Here is a 19,675-nt window from a genome sequence, read left to right on the forward strand (position 1 = left end):
AGTCTCAGCGCCGCTCCCCCGGCACGTCCATGACCGCGCACACCACGCGCCATACGTCCTTGGCGTCCCAGCCGGCGTCCAGCGCCTCGTTCACCGTGCGGCCGCCCAGTTCCGACATCACGTGATCGCGGGCGAAGGTCTCGGCGTACCCCTGACCGAAGTGTTCCGCCATCCGCTGCCAGAAGACCGTCAACCGCATGAATCCCGCTCCATACCCGCTGTGACCTGAACGTTTCCCGCCTCTCGCACCCTCGCTCGCCCGCGTCGGGCAGGAAGCGCGTGTCTGTACGCAGCGAAGAACGCGTGTACGTAGGAAGCGTAGAACGAGAGCGGGCGTACAGAGGGGCGCGGGAGGCGGGCGGCTCTCGCCGGGGAGGCGGCACCCGGCCACCGTCGAGCCCGCGCGGATGGCGCGGGCGTGCGGCGGGGCCCCGTGGCCGGGCTCGCGAGGTCAGCGGGCGGCGGACGAGCGGGGCGCCAGGAGTGGCTCCGGGTAGGAGCGGACCTCGCGGCGGATGTGGCTCGCGGGGCCCAGGCCGTTCATGATCCGGCCGATCTCCCGCCGTCCGCGCCCGTCGGGCGTGGCGTCCACGAGGGTGATCGTCGCCGCGTCGATGTCCTGCGGGCGCAGGCTCGTCGGCGTGGTGACGTCGTGCACCCGCAGCTTGGCCTCGGCGGCCTGGGACACGGCGGTCCGGACGGCGGGTGCCGAGCGGCCTCCGGCGACCAGCAGGGTGTCGGACTGGCTCAGCGCCGCGGCGACCGCCGTGTGGAGGTCCTCCATGGTGTAGCACCACTCCGAGGGGTGCTGGCCGCGCAGCCGGGGGTACCGCCGTCGCAGCACCTTGAGGATGGCCGCCACCTCGGAGACGACGGACCCCGGTGTCACCACGAACGCGAGCCGGTCCGGATCGCCGATGGCGACGGACTCCGCCTCCTGCCGGGAGCGCACCGCGACCGGCGCGGCACCGGTGGTCCGCGCCTGCCAGGGCGGCGGTCCGGCGGCCTGGGAACCCACGACGACGATCTCGTCCCCCCGGTCCGTGAACCGGTGCAGCGCGCTGTTCGCGTTCCGTGTCGCGGGGCACGCGCGGGTCGCCGGGCACCCGCACGACTCCCAGGAGGGGGCGGCGGCCTGCGCGGGCACGGAAGCCGCGGACGGCCGGGTGTCGGCGGTGGTCGTCGGCGCCATGACGTACAGCAGCCTGCGGGTCCGCAGGACGGCCCGGAAGGAGTCGATCTGCCGGCCCGCGAAGGCCAGCGCCGCCGAGTCCTTCGCGTCCGCCGCCAGGGCCAGGCCGTGATGGCCTCCCTCGGGTCTCTCGTAGGTGACGGCGAAGACCGTGGTCGCGGCGTCGGACAGGTGTGTGTGCAGACACGCCGCCGGCAGGGCCCGGTTCCGCGGCACGAGCCCGCTGTTGCGGGTCAGTGCCGCGAGCAGGCCGTGGGCGGGGCAGTCGACCCGGCCGCGCGCGGGGTGGGTGAAGGACGTGGCGACCGTGAGAGTGCCGGGAGGGACGCGCAGGGTGGCGCGGAAGACTTCGGACAGGACGCTGCGGTTCATTTTCCTGCTGTCGTACGAAGGGATGAGTGGCCGGGGTACGGCGCTGCCATCCAACCGGCGTGATCGTCCGTCCCTCCACCGCCGATCCGGTTTTCACCCTCCCGGAGCAGTCGGGCGGGGACATGGGCGGGGTCTCGTGCTATGGGATCGGACCAGGGGCTCGGCGGCCGGTCCACGACATCAACGGTCGGTCCGCGTATGCCCCTTGCCGCTGCCGTTGCCACCGCCGCCACCGCCACCCCCGTTCCGGTGGCCCTGGCCGGTCCTGGAGTGGGCCACGCGCGCGCGGGCCAGCACCGCCGCCGCGGCGGGGTGGGCCGAGTGCGGCCGGAGCGCGGCGTGCAGGGCGCGCAGCCGGTCGTCGGCGCGGGCGCTGTGGATGTGCGGGTACACGTCGAGGAAGTCCTGCCACGTGTTGCAGGCCTGGTCGAGGTGGCCCGCCGAGAGCTGGGTCTCGGCCAGTTCGGCGGCCGCCAGCGCCGCGGACCGCCACTCCTCGGCGGGCCGGTACCGCCGGGAGAGCTGGAAGGCCCGGACGGCGGCGTTCAGATCGCCCGCGCTCCTGGCCACGACGGCCTGCTGGAGCGCGAGGGAGCCCTGGTGGAAGGCGCCGACGGAGGTGGCACCGCTCGCGGATCTCTCCAGGCACCGTTCGGCCGAGGTGAGGAGCCCGGCGGCCCCCGAGCCGCCGGCCGCCGCGCGTGCCACCGCCAACTGGCCGTAGAGGAAAGCCTGCTGGTGCGGGGGTACGTACCGGACGCCGATGTGTACGGCGTTCTCGGCGAGGTCGCGGGCCTCGGCGAACCGCCCCAGGGCGTGCGCCTGCACGCTCAGGCCGCGCAGACCGAGCGCCCGCCCTACCGGGTCGCCCGCCTCGGCCGCCAGCTGAATGCTCGTCAGGTATAAGCGCTGGGCGGCGACATGGTGGTTCATGTCGAAATGGGCGAACGCGCACAGGTAGGCGAGCTGGGCGGCCACGGTGAACAACTCCCGCCGTACGGCTGGTTTCATGTCGCATCGCAGCCAAGGCAGCAGCGTGGTCGACAGGTACTGGCGCAGCGGGACCCGGACCGCGCCGGAGCCGAAGGTGCTGTCCGTCCGCGAGAAGAGGGCGAGGAGTTCCCGCGCGGAGGCCACCTGGCTCATACCGATGCGGCCCGGCGAGTCGGAGGCGAGGGCAGAGGCGAAGACGGGGGCGGTGGCAGGGCCGGTGGCGGGATCCGGCGGCTGCGGTTCGATGGGCGGGAACGGCTCGTGCGGTCCGGCCGCCGTCGGCAGGGCGTAGGGATCGGCCAGGACGAGACCACAACGGCAGGTGCCGTGCAGTATCCGGTCCAGGCGTGCCACGGCGCCTCCTTCGCCCGTGCTCTCCCCGTCGGGGCTCGGCCGGCCGGGGGCGAGGAGCCCAGTGTCCTCCGCCCGTACCCGCCTGTCGAGGCGTCGCGAGAGGGCCAGCGCGACGAGCTGGGGCACGGGAGGGCGCGGGCGGCTGCCCGCCAGCCAGTGGGCGACCGTCGTGCGGTCGTAGTGGTACGGGGTTCCCTGGGCGGCGCCCAGGGCGTTGACCTCGCGGGCGAGCCGGGCGCCGCTCCAGCGCGCCTCGGCCAGCAGGATCCGCAGGGCCTGGTTCGGAGTACGGGGCGATCGCACGTTGCTTGTCCTGTCCCGAGCGACCGGTCGTCAGTACGAACGTTCAACGCCATTTCGCGTTCAACAGGTTCGCCCCCTTGCGGGGCCATATTCACGCGTTCGGTTCCGGCAGGCTCGAAACGCGCCAAGAGCCGCGGCGACCACAGCCCCGCGGGACCCCCCACCACCACGTGTCCCGCGCGCATCGCCCCCTTGATCGAAGGAAAGTGCCCGATGTCCACCCGTTCCACCCACGGACTTGTTTCCCGGCCCTCAGGGAAGCGTCCCGTTCATCTGTTCCCCGGACAAGGTGACTTCTCCGTCACTTCTCTGGTCCGCGCGGTACGGACCGCCGATGTCGTACGCGACGCCGTAGGCGAGGTTTTCGGAGAACTCGACGGCATAGCAGCCGAACACGATCTGCCCCTCCTTGCGGCGCGGTTGCTGGGCTCCCGGCCGCCGGGCACGCGCGAACTGGCCGAGTCGCCCGCCGGAACCCTGCAACTCGCCGCATACGGTGCCTCGATGGCCGTCCACCGGGCGCTGAGCCGTGTCTACGGGCCGCCGGCGGCGGTCGTCGGCGTCAGCTTCGGGGAGATCGCGGCGGTCGCCGCCGCCGGGGTGCTCACAGTGGCGGACGGGGCGCGCGCCGCCCTCGATCTCGCGCGGGTCCTGGCCTTCTGCCCCGGCGGGCTGACCGTGCTCGGCTGCCCGGAGGAGCAGGCCGCCAGGCTGCTCGCGGTGGCCGGGGCCGCGGACACGGTGGTGGCGGTGGTCAACGACGACCGCTCGGTGGTGGTCTCCGGTCCGCACGCCGACCTGGTCCGGGTGGAGAAGACGGCGGAGGAACTGGGCGTGTCCGCCGTCCGGCTGCGGCTGCCGTTCTCCTCGCACCATCCCGCGCTCGCCCCGCAGGCCGAGGCGTTCGCCACCCTGCTGCGCGCCTACCCCTGGTCCAAGGCCCGCTGCCCGGTGTTCTCCGCCGTGGCCCGGCGCTCCTATCCGCCGGACGACGATCCACGGCTGGGCCTGGCGGACTGCCTGGTCAAACCCGCCGTCGTACCCGCCGTGCTGCACCAGCTGCACACCTGCCGCCCGGACGTGCTCCTGGAGGCCGGCACGGGGGACGCGCTGGCGACCTCGGCGCGCCGGGTGCTGGACCCCTGCGGCGGCCCGCCGGTCCACGCGCCGCTCACGGACCTCGACTTCGCCTGGTGACACCCACCTCCCCCCTGTGACACCACCTCCACCGGTGACCCCCTCTTCCCCCGGAGGCCCACCCATGCTCACCGACACCCTGCCCGCCACCGCCTGCGCCGAACTGCACCGGATCCTGCACGGCCCGTGCCCGCCCGAAGTCCTCTCCGGGCCCCGCACCGGGACAGCCGTCGGCACCGACGCCGGCACTCACTCGTCCCGCGGCGCCCAACTGCTGCACGTACTGGGCCTCATGGGGCAGACCCTTCCGCCCCCGGAGAAGATCTTCGAGGACCCGGCGCGGCTCGCCGCCGTCCACGCCTGGGCCGCCGTCACCGACCCGCCGCTGTGCCTGGCCGCGCTGGTGCACCACACGCTCTGCCTCGGGTCCATGATCCAACTCGGCTCGTATCCCGCGTACCTGGCGGAGCGCATGGCGGCCCTGACCGCCGGCCGCGCCAAAGGCGTCTACCTGATCACCGAGGCCGGTGAGGCGAACAGCCATCTGGCGACGCGGACGTGTGCCAGGTACGACCCGGCCACCGGGGAGTTCGTCCTGGACACCCCGGATCCGGAGGCCGCCAAGTTCGGCAGCGCGGGCACGCTGGACGTCCCCCAGACGGCGGTGGTGCTCGCCCGACTGTTCATCGACGGCACCGACCGGGGGGTCTTCGGCTTCGTGGTCGACCTGACCGACGGCAGCGGACCGCTGCCCGGCATCGAGATCTCCTCGCCGATCGGCCTGGGCGCGCTGCCCCTGGACTACGTCCTCGTACGGTTCCGGCGGCTGCGGGTGCCCGCGGCCCACTGGCTGGCCGACGGGGCGGCCATCGGCGCGGACGGCACCTTCCGCGACCCGGCCGGATCCACCGAGCGCCGGCTCCAGCGCACCCTGCGCGTGGGCCAGGGGCTGTGGGCGCTCATGCCCGCCGTGGCCGCCGCGACCGCCCGCCAGTCCGCCGTACAGGCCGTCAACTACGCGCGGCAGCGCCGTACACAGAGCCGGCTGGCACCGGGCGCGCCGCTGCTGTCGTACCGGACCCAGCAGCGCGCGGTGCTCGGCGCGCTGGCCGACGCCTTCGCCCTGACCTGCGCCGCACACGGGGCCCGCGCCCTGTGGACGCGGTCCCTCGCCGCGCCCTCGGACGGCGACGGCGCCGACGCGATGGGGTTCACCCCCTGGACCGCCGTCAACCGGCCGCTCGCCGCGTACAAGGCCGCCGCCGTCCGGCTCGCCGCCGAAGTGAGCGCGGAATGCCAGCGCCGGTGCGGCTTCTCCGGCCACCTGGACGTCAACCGGCTGGCCGGCTACCACGGCTTCCACCACGCCTTCGACACGGCGGGCGGGGACAGCCGACTCATCCTGTACGACATCGGGCGCTCCCTGGTCGAGGAGAGCGCGGGCGCACCCGCACCGGCCGACGGCGCGGCGCGGCCCCCGTCCGCCTCCCCCTCCTGGTGGCCGGATCTCGCCCGCACCCACCGGGCCAGGCTCACCGCGCACCTCGCGGCGCGGCTGCGCGACCCGGAGCGCGGTGCCCCGTTCGACGCCTGGAACCCGCTGCTGGAGGACGCGGGCCTGCTCGGCGAGCTGTACGCCGACGGCCTGATGGCCGGGGACGTGGTACGCGTGCTCGGCGAGGTGCGCGACGAGAGCGCGCGCGCCGTCCTGGGCCCGCTGGCCGCCCTGCACGGGGCGATGGCCGCCCGCCGCTGGTCCGCCTCGCTGCTCGCGCACGAGACCCTGCGGCCCGCGGACGTGCGGGCGCTCACCGATGTCATCGACCACCTCTGCGACGAACTGCGCCCGCATCTCCCCCTGCTCACCGAGGCGTTCGTGCACGGCGCCGGGGCGACGGACGCCCCGCTGGCCGCGGCCGACTACAACGCGGCGCTGCGGGCCACGCTCACCTGGATCCAAGGAGCCACCACATGACGTACACCCGCCCTATCGGCGTCCTGGGCATGGGCACCTATCTGCCCTCGACGGTCCGCACCAACGCGGAGGTGGCCAAAGGCGCCGGTGTCACACCGGAATGGATCAGCGAACGCACGGGGGTCCGCGCGCGCCATGTCGCCGCGCCGGGCGAGGCCGCCTCCGACCTGGCGGCGCACGCGGTCCGCGCCGCGGTGAGGGCCGCCGGGCTCGACATGGCCGACATCGGCCTGCTGATCTGCGGCACCTCGACCCCCGACGAGCTGGGCCCGGCCACCGCCTGCCGGATCCAGACGCTGACCGGAGCCGCCCGCGCGGTCGCGCTCGACGTCAGCGCCGCCTGCTCGGGCTGGCTGTTCGCCGCCAAGGTGGCCCACGACTGGCTGCGCACGGCCGAGGAGGGCACCCGGTACGCGGTCGCCGTCGGCGTCGAAACGTACTCCCGGTTCCTCGATCCGGCCGACCGGGGCACCGCCGTCCTGTTCGCCGACGGAGCGGCGGCCGCCGTCCTCGGGCCGGTGGCCGAGCCCGGCGGGTTCGCGCAGTTCCGGCTGGGCTCGGACGGCGCGCTCGCCGACCGGGTGCTCATTCCCGCGGGCGGCAGCCGGCGGCCGGCCAGCGCGGCCACGCTCGCCGGGCGCGACCACTTCATCCGCATGGACGGCCGCGCCATCGGCCGGTTCATCACGGACGTCTTCCCCCGCCTGATCACCGACGCCCTCGACCGGGCGGGGCTGGCCCTGGAGGACGTCGACTGTGTCGTCGCCCACCAGCCAAACCCCGTACTGCTGCGGCGGATCGGCGCCGACCTCGGCATCCCCGACGACCGTCTCGTCGTCGTCGGCGACGAGGTGGGCAACATCGGCGCCGCCAGCACGCCGTACGCCCTGGCCCGCGCCGTCGACACCCGGCCGCTGAAACCCGGCGACCGGATCCTGCTGGCCGCCTTCGGCGCCGGGATGACCTGGGGCAGCGCCCTGCTCACCTGGAGCGGCGCGCCCGCCGTCGCCGCGGACCCCGCGGCCGGCCCGGAAACCGTACCGTCCGCCGTCCGCACGGCCGGACGGTCCACCTCACAAGGAGCCGCTCGATGAACGCCATGGACCACTCAACGGACATCACGGGCCGCTCGGCCAGCGCCCTGAGCCACTCGGCGGATGCCCTGGCCCACCCGGCGAGCGCCCTGGACCTGTTCCGCCTGGACGACGCGCGCGCGTTGGTGACCGGCGCCTCACGGGGCATCGGCAGGGCGGTCGCCGAGGCACTCGCCGACGCCGGATGCCAACTGGCGCTGACCGCGCGGACCCTGCCCGCCCTGGAGGACACCGTGCGCGCGGTGCAGGACCGGGGCCGCAAGGCCGTCGTCCTGGACGGGGACCTCGCCCAGCCGGGCGTCGCCGAGGCGCTGATCGAGCGGGCGAGCACGGCGCTGGGCGGCCTGGACATCGTCGTCCACAACGCGGGCACCCTGCCGACCGCGGCGGACGGCACCCCCCTGATGGCCCCCCTCCAGCACGCCCGCCAGCAGGACTGGGAGGCGGTCGTCGCCGTCAATCTCAACGCCACGGCCGCGCTGTGCCGGGCGGCGTACCCGCACCTGGCCGCGTCCTCGCGCGCCAGTCTGATCCTGATGTCCTCGGCCGCCGGGATCGTCGGCGCCCCGATGATGGAGGCGTACGCCGCGACCAAGGCGGCCCAGATATCGCTCACGCGCAGTCTCGCGGTCGGCTGGGCACGGCAGGGCATCCGCGTCAACGCCCTGTGCCCCGGCTGGGTCCGCACCGACATGACCGCCTTCGCCAGCGCGCCGGGCCCGGTGTCCGACTGGCTCACCAGCCATGTGCCGATGGGCCGTTGGGCCGATGTGGACGAGGTGGCCGGAGCCGCGGTCTTCCTCGCCGCCCCCGCCTCCTCCATGGTCACCGGGCACGCGCTCGTCGTGGACGGCGGACTGTCCGTCGCCGACGGCGGCCTGGCCGGCCACCCCAAGCCCCCCTCGCCCTTCGCCGCGGAGTGAGTGACCACCTTTGACTGAAACCCCCATCACCCTCACGCGCCCGGCGGACACCACCACCGCCGTCATCACCGGCATCGGCGCCTGCCTCCCGCCGCGTGTGGTCGACAACGACACCGTGATCGCGCGCGGCGGGCTGCGCACGGACGACACCTGGATCAGGGAGCGCACCGGTATCGCCCGCCGGCGGCACGCGGACGCCGGCACCAGCACCGGGGACCTCGCCGTCGGCGCCGGCCGGGCGGCCCTCGCCTCGGCCGGAGACCCGCGGCCCGAGATGCTGCTGCTGGCCACCGGCACGCCCGACCACCCCTGCCCGGCCACCGCGCCCGCCGTGGCGCACCGGCTCGGTCTGGACGGCATACCGGCCTTCGACCTCTCCGCGGTCTGCTCCGGCTTCCTCTACGCCCTGGCCATGGCCACCGCGCTGATCCGCGCCGGCAGCTGCGCCACCGTGCTGGTGATCGCCTCCGACACCTACACCACCATCGTCAACCCGCTCGACCGGGAGACCGCGCCGATCTTCGGCGACGGCGCGGGCGCGGTCCTCGTCACCGCGGGCCACGCCGGTGAACCCGGTGCCGTGGGCGCCGTCGACCTCGGGTCCGACGGCGGCGGCGCCGACCTCATCACCATTCCCTACGGCGGCTCCCGGCACCCCCGCCACCTGCCCGGCACCGACCCGGACGGACACTTTTTCCGCATGCGGGGCCGCGCGGTCTACGCGCAGGCGGTCCGCCACATGACCCGGTCCGCCGACTCCGCGCTGCGCGGGGCCGGCTGGGCGCCGGACACCGTACGCGCCTTCGTCGGCCACCAGGCCAACCAGCGCATCCTGGACTCGGTCGCCGACCGGCTGGGGATCGCGCCCGCGCACCGGTTCGGCAACATCGGGGAGCTGGGCAACACCGCGGCCGCCTCCATTCCGCTGGTGCTGGCCGATCCCGCGGTCCACGCCCGTGTCAAACCCGGCGAACGCGCGCTGCTGACCGCCTTCGGCGGCGGTCTGACCTGGGCCTCCGCCACCCTCAACTGGCCGGACGCCGAACCTGTTTCGGAGCATCCGGCCGACCATCCCTCCGCCTCTTCGAGGAGCGACTCGTGAACCGTGTCTACGACCGTCTCGTGACCCTGCTGCACAACAAGTTCGAGGTCCCCGCCGACCGCATCGAGCCCGCCGCCACCCTGGGCGACCTCGACCTGGACTCCCTCGCCGTGGTGGAGCTGTACGTCACCCTCCAGGAGGAGTGGGGGATCGCGCTGGACGACTCGGCGGCGTCCGCCGAGCTGACCGTCGCCGAGGTGGCCCGCGCGGTGAGCGAACAACTCGACCTGCAAGGACCGGTTTCGGACGACGGAAGCGGACGGTGAGCGACCGGATCGCCGTCACCGGGCTCGGACTGGTGACTCCGGGCGGGATCGGAACCGCCGCCACCTGGCAGAACCTGTGCGCGGGCCGGCCGGCGGCACGCACCGATCCCGCCCTGGTCGGCGGCCCGGTGACCATGTCGTGCCGCGTGCCCCCGCCGGAGGCGGGTCCGGGCCGGCTCTGGCGGTTCGACCCCGCCACCCGCTTTCTGCTCACCGCCGCCCAAGAGGCCCTGGACAGCGCCGGTTTGACGCCCGCGCGGTGGGATCCGGCACGGGTGGCGGTGGTCGTGGGCAGCGCGGCGGGCGGGGTCGGCACGCTGGAGGCCCAGCACCGCAAGCTGCTCACCGCCGGTCACGGTGTCCTCTCCCCGATGACGCTGCCCGCCTTCCTGCCCAACATGGCGGCGGGCCAACTGGCCCTGCAACTGGGCGTCACGGGCCCCTCCCTCCAGACCTCCACGGCCTGTGCGTCGGGCGCGACGGCCGCCGTCACGGCCTGCCTGCTGCTGGCCGCCGGTGCCTGCGACATCGCCATCGCCGCCGGGACCGACGCCATGGTGACCCCGCTGTGCGCGTCCGCCTTCGCCAAACTCGGCGCCCTGTCGCGCCGGGACCACGCCCCCGAACAGGCCTCCCGCCCCTTCGACAAGGGCCGCGACGGCTTCGTGCTGGGGGAGGGCTGCGGCGTGCTGATCCTGGAGCGCGAGCCGCACGCACGGGCCCGCGGCGCCGCGCCGATGGCGCTGCTCACCGGCCACGGCAGCACCAGCGACGCCCACCATCCCACGGCGCCGCACCCCGAGGGGGCGGGGCTGCGGGCGGCCACCGCGGCGGCGCTGGCCGCGGCGGGCGCGGGCCCCGACGACGTCGACCACATCAACGCCCACGGGACGAGCACCCGCCTCAACGACGCGGTGGAGGCGGCCGTGATCAGAGACCTCTACTCCCGAAGGCCCCCCTCGGTCACCTCGGCCAAGGGCGTCCTGGGGCACACCATGGGGGCGGCGGGCGCCATCGAGGCGGCCGTCACCGTGCTGACCATCGTGCACGGGACCGCGCCTCCCACGGCGAACTTCTCCGCGCCCGACGACACCACCGCCGGCCTGGACATCGTCACCGGCGCGCCCCGTTCCCAGCCGGTCCGTCTCGCCCTCAGCCACTCCCTGGGCTTCGGGGGCCACAACACGGTCCTCGCGTTCGCGGCGCCGTCGTACGCGTGACAAGGAGGCTTCGTATCTGCATGACAAGGAGCCGTCGTATGTGTGACAAGGAAAGGAGGGCAATCTCCGAGACCGTGTCCGAAGAGACCGTCAACCGCGTGAATCCGGTACCCCGCCCCTGAGAGTGGGGCCCGTCCAGGGACCGCTTGCCACGGCCGCATTCCGTCCTACGGTCTGACGCATGGCCGAAACCGGAGCTTCCCCACTCCCCTGCACGCCCCCGGCGCGCTCCCCGCTGTTCAGCGCCGAACAGTTCATGTGGCTCACCGCGCGCGTGCTGGAGCAGCGCCTTTTCGCGTACCACTTCCTGCGCGGCACCCCGGACGCGGTGGAGGCGGCGCTGGACGCCTACCGCAACGAGGACGGCGGTTACGGGCACGCGCTCGACCCCGATCTGCGCGGACCTGTGAGCCAGCCCCTGCACACCGCGCACGCCCTGCGCGTCCTGGACGCCGTCGGGCGCTGCGCCGGACAGCGGGTGGAACGCGTGTGCCGCTATCTGACGTCCGTCTCCACGGCGGACGGCGCACTGCCCGCGGTCCATCCGAGCGGGCGCGGGTATCCGGCGGCACCGCTCGTCCACGGCTCTCCGACGGCCTCGGACGCGCCTGCCCAGGGCGGCTCCCGCGGCTCGCTGGCGACCACCGGCCCCGTGGTGGGGCTGCTGCACCGCAACGAGGTGTGGCACGCCTGGCTGTTCCGGGCCACCGACTTCTGCTGGCAGGCCGTGGCAGACCTGGAGCTGCCGCGTCCTTACGAGGTGCTGGCCGCGGTGGCCTTCCTGGACTCCGTTCCCGACCGCCCGCGCGCGGAGGCCGCCGCGGACCGGCTCGGCCGCCTGGTGCGCGCACAGCGGCTCGTCGTACTGGACCCGGACCGCCCGGCGCCGCCCGGCCAGGCCGCGGGCGTGCACCATGTCCCCCAGCAGGCGGCGCACCGGGGTGTTCCGGGCGCGCGTCACTATCCGCACGATGTCGCCCAGAGCCCCGCCTCGCTCGCGCGCGCCTGGTTCACCGACGACGAGATGGCCCGCTCCCTCGACCATCTGGCCGCCGGGCAGCAGGACGACGGGGGCTGGCCGGCCCGCCGCCGTCCGTGGGCGCCGGTCCCCGCCTTCGAAGCGCGCGCCCTGGCGACGATCGAGGCGCTGTGCACCCTGCGGGCGTACGGCCGCTTCGTGGGCTGATCCGGTTCAAACCCGGTGCGGGTTCGCAGCTGGTGCCGGTTTCGGAGCCGGTGCCGGTTTCGGGAGCCGGTTAGGGGAGCCGGGGCCGGTTTCGGGGCCGATATACGTTCGGACCCGATGTACGACGGCTCAGCCGCCGAGGGCGCGGACGCCCGCCGTCACCAGTACGGCCGCGGCGACGACCACCAGGAACGGCGCGCGCAGTACGAGGGCCACGGCGGCCGCTCCCAGCCCCGCGGCCCTGGCGTCCAGCGTCAGCGCGTGCCCCCGGGCGAACGTCTGCTGTGCGGTGAGCGCGGCGAGGAGGGCGACGGGCAGCAGCGCGGCGAGCCGCCGTACGACGGGCCGTTCGATGACGTGGGCCGGTACCAGCAGACCCGCGAGCTTGACGGCGTAGCAGCCGAGCACGGTCAGCCCGATCGCGATCCAGGTGTTCACCGGCCCTCCTCCATGGCTTTGTCCTCCGAGGTCTCCTTCAAGCCGTTCGATCCCGCCGGGGTTTCGTGCGGGGATTTCCGCAGAGCGGGGCCGGCCGGCGCGCGGCCTGGGTCTCCTTTTCCGCGCCGCCCCGACATGAACAGGGCGAACGGTGCGGCCAGCGCCGCCACCAGGACCGGCACCCCGGCCGGGAGCACGGGCAGCAGGCCGAGGCCCAGCAGCACCGCGAGGCCCGCGACCGCGCGCTCGGTGGCCGTCCTCAGCATCGGCGCGAGCAGGGCCAGGAACACCGCGGGGCCGGCCGCGTCCAGCCCCCAGGCTCGCGTGTCGCCGATGGCCTTGGCGCCCAGGGCGCCGAGCAGGGTGGTGAGGTTCCACAGCACGTAGAGGGTGAGTCCGGTGACCGTGAAGCCGATCCGCGCGGCGCGCCGGGTGGGCTGCGCCAGGGTGACCGCCGTCGTCTCGTCGATCACCCACTGGGCGGCGAACGGCCGCACCGCGCGCGGAAGGGCGAGGAGCTGCGAAAGGCGCAGCCCGTAGAAGGCGTTGCGCACGCCCAGGAAGAAGGCGCCGGCCGCCGCCGTGTACGGGTTTCCCCCGGCGGCCAGGGCGCCGACGAGGGCGAACTGGGAGGCGCCGGTGAACGCCAGAAGGCTGAGCGCGCAGGTCTGGAGGAGTCCGAGCCCGCCGCCCGCCGAGGTCACCCCGAAGGCGAACCCGGACAGGCCCACGGCGACGCCGACTCCGAGGGCGTCCCGTACGACCGCCGCGTCGGGCTTGGCCGCGTCGTCCGCCATGTCCACTGGTGCTGTCTGCTGTGCCACGCGGGGACGGTACGGGCGCACATCAGACCGAGTCTTGTACGTTCTTGCGCCCCAGCGTGTTCGCGCGCCCGCGTACGCCGTCGCGCTCGCGCTGGTAGGCGCCCGGCGGCACGCCGACGATCCGGGCGAAGTGCCGGTTGAGGTGCGGCTGGTCGGTGAAGCCGACGGCGACGGCCGCCTCGGCGGGCCGGGCGCCGGTGTCCAGGAGCAGGCGCGCGCGGCGCACACGGGCGTCGGTCAGCCAGGCGTGCGGCGGCATGCCGTAGCTGGCGCGGAAGGCCCGCAGCAGCGCGAACGGGCTCGTCCCCAGCTCGGTGGCGAGCCGCTCCAGGGTCGGCGGCTCGGCCATGCGTTCCTCGAGCACGGCCCGCGCGCGTGCCGCGATCCGCGCCCCCGCCGTACGCGCCCGCCGCTCGGGCAGCGGGCCGCCGTTCAGCCGGAGCAGCCGGGTGACGACGACCCGGAGCAGGGTGTCGGCGGCCAGCGCGTTGCCCTCCTCAGCGGCGCGCAGCACCTGGTGGACGAGGCGGCCGGTGGCGGGGTCGTCGAGGACGGGACTGACGAAGCCGGGGCTGCCGCGCAGAGTGCTGGTCTCGGCCGCTATCGCCGCCACCACCTCGGGCGCCGGGTAGACCGCGCCGTACCGCCAGCCCTCCGGCACCCCGGCCCGGCCGGTGTGCGGGGTGTCCGGGTTGACCAGCGCGAGGGCCCCCGCGCCCGCGGACACGTCGGAACCGCCGTGGTGGAACACCTCGACGCCGTCCGCGATGGCGGCGATCACGAAGTTCTCGTGGGTGTGCCGGACGAACGTCTTGTGGACATACCGGGCGCGCAGCAGGTCGACGCCGGGCAGTTCCTCGTAGCACCAGTGCCGCGCCCGCTCCACGGCCTGGCCCGCCTCGCCCGCCCGCTCCACCACCCGGCCCGCCCGGTCGCGGGACGGACGGCCATCGCGGGGCGGACGGTCATCGCGGGGCGAGCGGTCATCGCGGGGCGAGCGGTCATCGCGGGGCGAGCGGTCATCGCAGGGCGAGCGGTCGTCCCGCCGTCCAGCCGTGCCTGTCATGAGTCCATTGTCCGCCGCTGCGGCCTGGTCCTGCCCCTCCCTCGCCCGCCACGACGGGGCATTTGCCCAGGTCAGCACGATTGTCAGTGGTCGGGTGCAGGATGGACGCATGGTCAGCTCCGCACACCGGGCCCTCGACGGCTTCTCCCCCGCGACCCGCGGCTGGTTCACGGGGGCCTTCTCCGCGCCCACCGCGGCCCAGGCGGGCGCGTGGGAGGCCATCCAGGCGGGTTCGGACGTGCTGGTGGTCGCCCCGACCGGCTCCGGCAAGACGCTGGCCGCCTTCCTCGCCGCCCTGGACCAGCTCGCCTCCACCCCGCCCCCGGCCGACCCGCGCAAGCGCTGCCGGGTGCTGTACGTGTCACCGCTGAAGGCCCTCGCCGTCGACGTCGAGCGCAATCTGCGCAGCCCGCTGACCGGGATCCGCCAGGAGTCCGTCCGCCTCGGTCTGCCGGAGCCCGAGATCAAGGTCGGCATCCGCTCCGGCGACACCCCGGCCGCCGAGCGCCGCGCCCTGTCCACACGCCCGCCGGACATCCTGATCACCACCCCCGAGTCGCTTTTCCTGATGCTGACCTCCGCCACCCGCGACGCGCTCACGGGCGTGGAGACGGTGATCCTGGACGAGGTGCACGCGGTCGCGGGCACCAAGCGCGGCGCCCATCTCGCGCTCACCCTGGAGCGCCTCGACGAGCTGCTGCCGAAGCCGGCCCGGCGGATCGGCCTGTCGGCGACCGTGCGCCCGGTGGACGAGATCGCGCGCTATCTCTCGCCGCGCCGCAAGGTGGAGATCGTCCAGCCGGAGTCCGGCAAGGAGTTCGACCTCTCGGTGGTCGTGCCGATCGAGGACATGGGCGAGCTGGGGGGCTCCCCGGCCACCGACGCGGCCGACGGCGGGGAACGGCCGTCGATCTGGCCGCATGTGGAGGAGCGGATCGCCGACCTGGTCCAGTCGCACCGCTCCACCATCGTCTTCGCCAACTCCCGCCGCCTGGCCGAGCGCCTGTGCAACCGGCTCAACGAGATCGCGTACGAGCGCGCGACGGGCGAGCCGCTGGCGGAGCACCACTCCCCGGCCCAGCTCATGGGCGGCTCGGGCGCGGCCCAGGGCGCGCCCCCGGTGATCGCCCGCGCCCACCACGGCTCGGTGTCCAAGGAGCAGCGCGCGCTGGTCGAGGAGGACCTGAAGGCGGGCCGGCTGCCCGCCGTGGTCGCCACCTCCAGCCTGGAGCTGGGCATCGACATGGGCGCCGTCGATCTCGTCGTCCAGGTGGAGTCCCCGCCCTCGGTGGCCTCGGGGCTCCAGCGCGTCGGCCGCGCCGGACACCAGGTGGGCGCGGTCTCCACCGGTGTGGTCTTCCCCAAGTACCGGGGCGACCTGGTGCAGGCGGCCGTGGTGACCGAGCGGATGCGTACGGGCGCCATCGAGTCCCTCAAGGTGCCCGCGAACCCCCTGGACGTGCTCGCGCAGCAGCTCGTCGCCATGACGGCCCTGGACACCTGGCAGTTCGACGACCTGCTCGCCCTGGTCCGCCGCGCGGCCCCCTTCGCCTCGCTCCCGGAGTCGGCGTTCACCGCGGTCCTCGACATGCTCGCGGGCCGCTACCCCTCGGACGCGTTCGCGGAACTGCGCCCCCGCGTGGTGTGGGACCGCGTGGCCGGCACCATCACCGGCCGGCCCGGCGCCCAGCGGCTGGCCGTCACCTCCGGCGGCACCATCCCGGACCGCGGCCTGTTCGGGGTCTTCCTCGCCGGATCCGACCCCAAGAAGGGCGGCGGCCGGGTCGGCGAGCTGGACGAGGAGATGGTCTACGAGTCCCGCGTGGGCGACGTCTTCACCCTGGGCACCAGTTCCTGGCGCATCGAGGACATCACCCGCGACCGGGTCCTGGTCTCCCCCGCGCCGGGCGTGCCGGGCCGGCTGCCCTTCTGGAAGGGCGATCAGCTGGGCCGCCCGCTCGAACTGGGGCGCGCGGTGGGCGCGTTCCTGCGCGAGGTCGGCTCGCTGGCCGAGGACGACGCCCGGCCGCGCCTGCTCGCCGCGGGCCTGGACACCTGGGCGGCGGACAACGTACTGGCGTATCTGCGGGAGCAGCGCGAGGCCTGCGGCCATGTCCCGGACGACCGTACGATCGTCGTGGAGCGCTTCCGCGACGAACTGGGCGACTGGCGGGTCGTCGTGCACTCTCCCTTCGGCGCCCAGGTGCACGCCCCCTGGGCCCTCGCGCTCGGCGCCCGGCTGTCCGAGCGGTACGGCATGGACGCCCAGGTGATGCACGCCGACGACGGCATCGTGCTGCGCCTGCCCGACGCCGACCTGATGGGCCTGGACCTGCTCGACCAGGAGTCCGTGAAGCCGGGCGCGCCCTTCCCCGCGGACAGCGAGCAGGCTCCCGTGGGCGCGGCGGACGTCGCCTTCGACAAGGGCGAGGTCGACCAGGTGGTCACCGAGCAGGTCGGCGGCTCGGCCCTGTTCGCCTCCCGGTTCCGCGAGTGCGCGGCGCGCGCCCTGCTGCTGCCGCGCCGCAGTCCCGGCAAGCGCACCCCGCTGTGGCAGCAGCGCCAGCGCGCGGCCCAACTGCTCCAGGTGGCGAGCGAGTTCGGCTCGTTCCCGATCGTCCTGGAGGCCGTCCGCGAATGCCTCCAGGACGTCTTCGACGTGCCGGGCCTGGCCGAGCTGATGGGCGACATCGAGTCCCGCAAGGTGCGGCTGGTCGAGGTCACCACTCCGGAGCCGTCCCCCTTCGCCCGCTCCCTGCTGTTCGGGTACGTCGCCCAGTTCCTGTACGAGGGCGACTCCCCGCTGGCCGAGCGCCGGGCCGCCGCGCTCTCCCTGGACTCCCGGCTGCTGGCCGAACTGCTCGGCCAGGCGGAGCTGCGCGAACTGCTCGACGCCGAGGTGCTGACCGAGCTGGAGCGCGAACTCCAGTGGCTCACCGAGGACCGCCGGATCAAGGACGTGGAGGGCGTCGCCGACGTACTGCGGCTGCTCGGCCCGCTCACCGAGGCCGAGTTGGTCGCGCGGGGCGCCGATCCGCACTGGGTGCGGGAGCTGGCCGGGGCCCGCCGGGCGATCAAGGTCCGGATCTCCGGCGCCGACCACTGGGCGGCGATCGAGGACGCGGGCCGGCTGCGCGACGCGCTCGGCACCGCGCTGCCCGTCGGCGTGCCCGAAGCCTTCACCGAACCGGTCAAGGACCCCCTGGGCGACCTCCTCGCCCGCTATGCCCGTACGCACGGCCCGTTCACCTCGGCCACCGCCGCCGACCGCTTCGGCCTGGGCGTGGCGATCACCGACGGCGCCCTCCAGCGGCTCGCCGCGAGCGGCCGGGTGGTGCAGGGCGAGTTCCATCCGGCGGGCATCGGCCAGGAGTGGTGCGACGCCACGGTGCTGCGGCGACTGCGCCGCCGCTCCCTGGCCGCGCTGCGGCACGAACTGGAGCCCGTACCGCCTGCCGCGCTCGCGCAGTTCCTGCCGCAGTGGCAGCACATCGGCAAGGGGCACGGTCTGCGCGGTGTCGACGGACTGGTGCGCGCGATCGAGCAGTTGCAGGGCGCCTCCGTGCCCGCCTCCGCGCTGGAGAAGCTGGTCCTGCCGTCACGGGTGGCGAACTACACGCCGTCGATGCTGGACGAGTTGACCGCCGCCGGCGAGGTGGTGTGGGCCGGCGCGGGCGCCCTGCCGGGCAAGGACGGCTGGGTCTCGCTCTATCTTGCGGACGCGGCACCGCTGTTGCTCCCGCCGCCGCACCCCCTGGAGCTGACGGCGCTGCACCAGTCCGTCCTGGACGCGCTGTCCGGTGGCTACGGCCTGTTCTTCCGGCAGATCGCCGACCAGGTCCGCGCCACCACCCACCCCGACGCCACCGATCCCCAACTGGCCGATGCCCTCTGGGACCTGGCCTGGTCGGGCCGGCTCACCAACGACACGCTGGCACCGCTGCGCTCCCTGCTGGGCTCGGGCCGTACGGCGGGTTCGACCGCCCACCGTGCCAAACGCGCCGTGCCGCGCGGCCGGTACGGCTCCCTGACGGCCGCGGCGCGGGCGGCATCCCGTACCGGCCCGCCGACCGTCGCGGGTCGCTGGTCCCTGCTGCCCGCGGCCGAGCCGGACCCCACCGTGCGCGCGCACGCGCTGGCCCGCACCCTGCTGGACCGGCACGGCGTGGTGACCCGCGGGGCCGTCGCCGCGGAGGGCGTGGAGGGCGGTTTCTCGGCGGTGTACCGGGTGCTGTCCGCCTTCGAGGACAGCGGCCAGGCCCGGCGCGGTTATGTGGTCGAGGGGCTCGGCGCGGCCCAGTTCGCCATGGACGGCGCGGTGGACCGGCTGCGCGCGGTGTCCAACGCGCGGGACCGCGGCGAGCCCCTGCCCGCCCCGGCGACCGGCTTCCCGGCACCCGGATTCACCGATCCGAACGGCTTCCCTGCCACCGACGGCAGCCCGCACGGCCACACCGCGTCCCCTTCCGCCGCCGACGCGGGCTTCGCCCACCCCGGTCTCGACGGCGAGTTCACCTGGCCGCCGGCCGACCCCGGCGGCCGGGAATCCCCCCGCGACCTCGCCGACCCCTTCGCCACCCCCGGCTACGGCGGCCCGCGGGGCGGGGGAGCCACCGGCTATGGCTCGGGCTCCGCCTGGGGGGACCGCGGCCCGCAGCGGAGCCGCGGCCGGGACCGCTCCGCCGACTCCCGTGCCGTCGTCCTCGCCGCGGCCGACCCGGCGAACGCCTACGGCGCGGCCCTGTCCTGGCCCGAGCCGCCGACCGGCGCCGGACACAAGCCGGGCCGCAAGGCGGGTTCCCTGGTCGTCCTGGTGGAGGGCGAGCTGACGCTGTACATGGAGCGCGGCGGCAAGACCCTGCTCGCCTGGCCGATCAGCCCGGACACCGGGGCCACGGACGACCCCCGCCTGCGGACGGCCGCCGAAGCCCTGGCCGCCGCCGCGCGCGCCGGCTCCCTCGGCACGGTCACCGTGGAACGGATCAACGGCACCGCGGCCCTGACCTCCCCCATAGGAACCCTCCTGGAATCAGCGGGTTTCGTGGCCACTCCGCGGGGTCTGCGGCTGAGAGCGTGAGCGCCGACACGGGCGACCAGCCGCGCCGGCGGCTGGGGACCGTTGGCCGCGAGGTCCGCGAGGGGTGGGTTCGGGGGGCCTGGGCTCGGGGAGCTGGGCTCGGCGGGCCGCCAGGCCCTGGAGGCGCCCGCCCCGGAGGGCCGCCGCCCCGGA

Annotated in this window: 15 protein-coding genes; 9 read left to right on the forward strand and 6 right to left on the reverse strand. The window is 74.8% G+C overall.

Going from position 1 to position 19,675, the window contains the following annotated elements:
• Positions 1–4: 4 nt before the first annotated feature.
• From AC069R_RS16870 to AC069R_RS16880, 3 genes are all read right to left on the reverse strand, one after another.
• On the reverse strand, positions 5–199 hold the full coding sequence (locus tag AC069R_RS16870) for a DUF3046 domain-containing protein (RefSeq protein WP_397983680.1): 195 nt from the start codon (positions 197–199) through the stop codon (positions 5–7).
• Positions 200–451: 252 nt separating this feature from the next.
• A complete protein-coding gene (locus AC069R_RS16875; protein ID WP_478767549.1) occupies positions 452–1,564 on the reverse strand; it encodes a 4-hydroxy-3-methylbut-2-enyl diphosphate reductase in 1,113 nt (370 codons plus the stop codon).
• 180 nt (positions 1,565–1,744) lie between these two features.
• Positions 1,745–3,214: a hypothetical protein gene (locus tag AC069R_RS16880; protein WP_478767550.1), complete on the reverse strand. Its 1,470-nt coding sequence runs from the start codon at positions 3,212–3,214 to the stop codon at positions 1,745–1,747.
• A gap of 213 nt (positions 3,215–3,427) precedes the next feature.
• Between AC069R_RS16880 and AC069R_RS16885 the strand changes: the two genes are divergently transcribed.
• The 8 genes from AC069R_RS16885 to AC069R_RS16920 all read left to right on the forward strand — a co-directional run bounded on the left by AC069R_RS16885 (position 3,428) and on the right by AC069R_RS16920 (position 12,117).
• Positions 3,428–4,411: an ACP S-malonyltransferase gene (locus AC069R_RS16885; protein WP_478767551.1), complete on the forward strand. Its 984-nt coding sequence runs from the start codon at positions 3,428–3,430 to the stop codon at positions 4,409–4,411.
• A gap of 64 nt (positions 4,412–4,475) precedes the next feature.
• Positions 4,476–6,326 (forward strand): acyl-CoA dehydrogenase family protein, encoded by a 1,851-nt coding sequence (locus tag AC069R_RS16890; RefSeq protein ID WP_478767552.1) that lies wholly within the window; start codon positions 4,476–4,478, stop codon positions 6,324–6,326.
• Positions 6,323–7,420 carry a 3-oxoacyl-ACP synthase III family protein gene (locus AC069R_RS16895; protein WP_478767553.1) on the forward strand — a complete coding sequence of 366 codons (1,098 nt, stop codon included), beginning with the start codon at positions 6,323–6,325 and terminating at the stop codon, positions 7,418–7,420. Before AC069R_RS16890 ends, AC069R_RS16895 begins: the two co-directional genes overlap by 4 nt.
• The gene (locus AC069R_RS16900) at positions 7,417–8,343 is read left to right on the forward strand and encodes an SDR family NAD(P)-dependent oxidoreductase (RefSeq protein ID WP_478767554.1); all 927 of its coding nucleotides are present in this window, start codon (positions 7,417–7,419) and stop codon (positions 8,341–8,343) included. Before AC069R_RS16895 ends, AC069R_RS16900 begins: the two co-directional genes overlap by 4 nt.
• Positions 8,344–8,353: 10 nt before the next feature.
• Complete coding sequence (locus AC069R_RS16905; RefSeq protein WP_478767555.1) at positions 8,354–9,445, forward strand: beta-ketoacyl-ACP synthase III; 1,092 nt, start codon at positions 8,354–8,356, stop codon at positions 9,443–9,445.
• Entirely contained in the window at positions 9,442–9,711 is a 270-nt protein-coding gene (locus AC069R_RS16910; protein WP_478767556.1) for an acyl carrier protein, read from the forward strand. The genes AC069R_RS16905 and AC069R_RS16910 overlap by 4 nt, the downstream gene beginning before the upstream one ends.
• Positions 9,708–10,931 carry a beta-ketoacyl-[acyl-carrier-protein] synthase family protein gene (locus tag AC069R_RS16915; protein ID WP_478767557.1) on the forward strand — a complete coding sequence of 408 codons (1,224 nt, stop codon included), beginning with the start codon at positions 9,708–9,710 and terminating at the stop codon, positions 10,929–10,931. The genes AC069R_RS16910 and AC069R_RS16915 overlap by 4 nt, the downstream gene beginning before the upstream one ends.
• Before the next feature lie 181 nt (positions 10,932–11,112).
• The gene (locus AC069R_RS16920) at positions 11,113–12,117 is read left to right on the forward strand and encodes a hypothetical protein (RefSeq protein WP_478767558.1); all 1,005 of its coding nucleotides are present in this window, start codon (positions 11,113–11,115) and stop codon (positions 12,115–12,117) included.
• A 129-nt stretch (positions 12,118–12,246) separates the two neighbouring features.
• On the opposite strand, the gene AC069R_RS16925 is transcribed toward AC069R_RS16920, so the two are convergent.
• From AC069R_RS16925 to AC069R_RS16935, 3 genes are read right to left on the reverse strand one after another with little or no spacing between them, the layout of a single operon-like run.
• Complete coding sequence (locus AC069R_RS16925; protein ID WP_478767559.1) at positions 12,247–12,555, reverse strand: AzlD domain-containing protein; 309 nt, start codon at positions 12,553–12,555, stop codon at positions 12,247–12,249.
• Positions 12,552–13,379: an AzlC family ABC transporter permease gene (locus tag AC069R_RS16930; RefSeq protein WP_478767560.1), complete on the reverse strand. Its 828-nt coding sequence runs from the start codon at positions 13,377–13,379 to the stop codon at positions 12,552–12,554. Before AC069R_RS16930 ends, AC069R_RS16925 begins: the two co-directional genes overlap by 4 nt.
• A 22-nt stretch (positions 13,380–13,401) precedes the next feature.
• Positions 13,402–14,445, reverse strand: a complete 1,044-nt coding sequence (locus AC069R_RS16935) for an AraC family transcriptional regulator (RefSeq protein WP_478767561.1) — start codon at positions 14,443–14,445, stop codon at positions 13,402–13,404.
• 109 nt (positions 14,446–14,554) lie between these two features.
• Between AC069R_RS16935 and AC069R_RS16940 the strand changes: the two genes are divergently transcribed.
• Positions 14,555–19,522 carry an ATP-dependent helicase gene (locus AC069R_RS16940; protein WP_478767562.1) on the forward strand — a complete coding sequence of 1,656 codons (4,968 nt, stop codon included), beginning with the start codon at positions 14,555–14,557 and terminating at the stop codon, positions 19,520–19,522.
• The last annotated feature ends 153 nt before the right edge of the window (positions 19,523–19,675 follow it).

The organism is Streptomyces sp. NPDC043952 (genome assembly GCF_056435325.1).

Coding starts and splice junctions, on each gene's coding strand:
- AC069R_RS16885 (WP_478767551.1), top strand. CDS start 3,428: ATGTCCACCCGTTCCACCCACGGACTTGTTTCCCGGCCCTCAGGGAAG.
- AC069R_RS16900 (WP_478767554.1), top strand. CDS start 7,417: ATGAACGCCATGGACCACTCAACGGACATCACGGGCCGCTCGGCCAGC.
- AC069R_RS16890 (WP_478767552.1), top strand. CDS start 4,476: ATGCTCACCGACACCCTGCCCGCCACCGCCTGCGCCGAACTGCACCGG.
- AC069R_RS16875 (WP_478767549.1), bottom strand. CDS start 1,564: ATGAACCGCAGCGTCCTGTCCGAAGTCTTCCGCGCCACCCTGCGCGTC.
- AC069R_RS16940 (WP_478767562.1), top strand. CDS start 14,555: ATGGTCAGCTCCGCACACCGGGCCCTCGACGGCTTCTCCCCCGCGACC.
- AC069R_RS16920 (WP_478767558.1), top strand. CDS start 11,113: ATGGCCGAAACCGGAGCTTCCCCACTCCCCTGCACGCCCCCGGCGCGC.
- AC069R_RS16870 (WP_397983680.1), bottom strand. CDS start 199: ATGCGGTTGACGGTCTTCTGGCAGCGGATGGCGGAACACTTCGGTCAG.
- AC069R_RS16895 (WP_478767553.1), top strand. CDS start 6,323: ATGACGTACACCCGCCCTATCGGCGTCCTGGGCATGGGCACCTATCTG.
- AC069R_RS16935 (WP_478767561.1), bottom strand. CDS start 14,445: ATGACAGGCACGGCTGGACGGCGGGACGACCGCTCGCCCTGCGATGAC.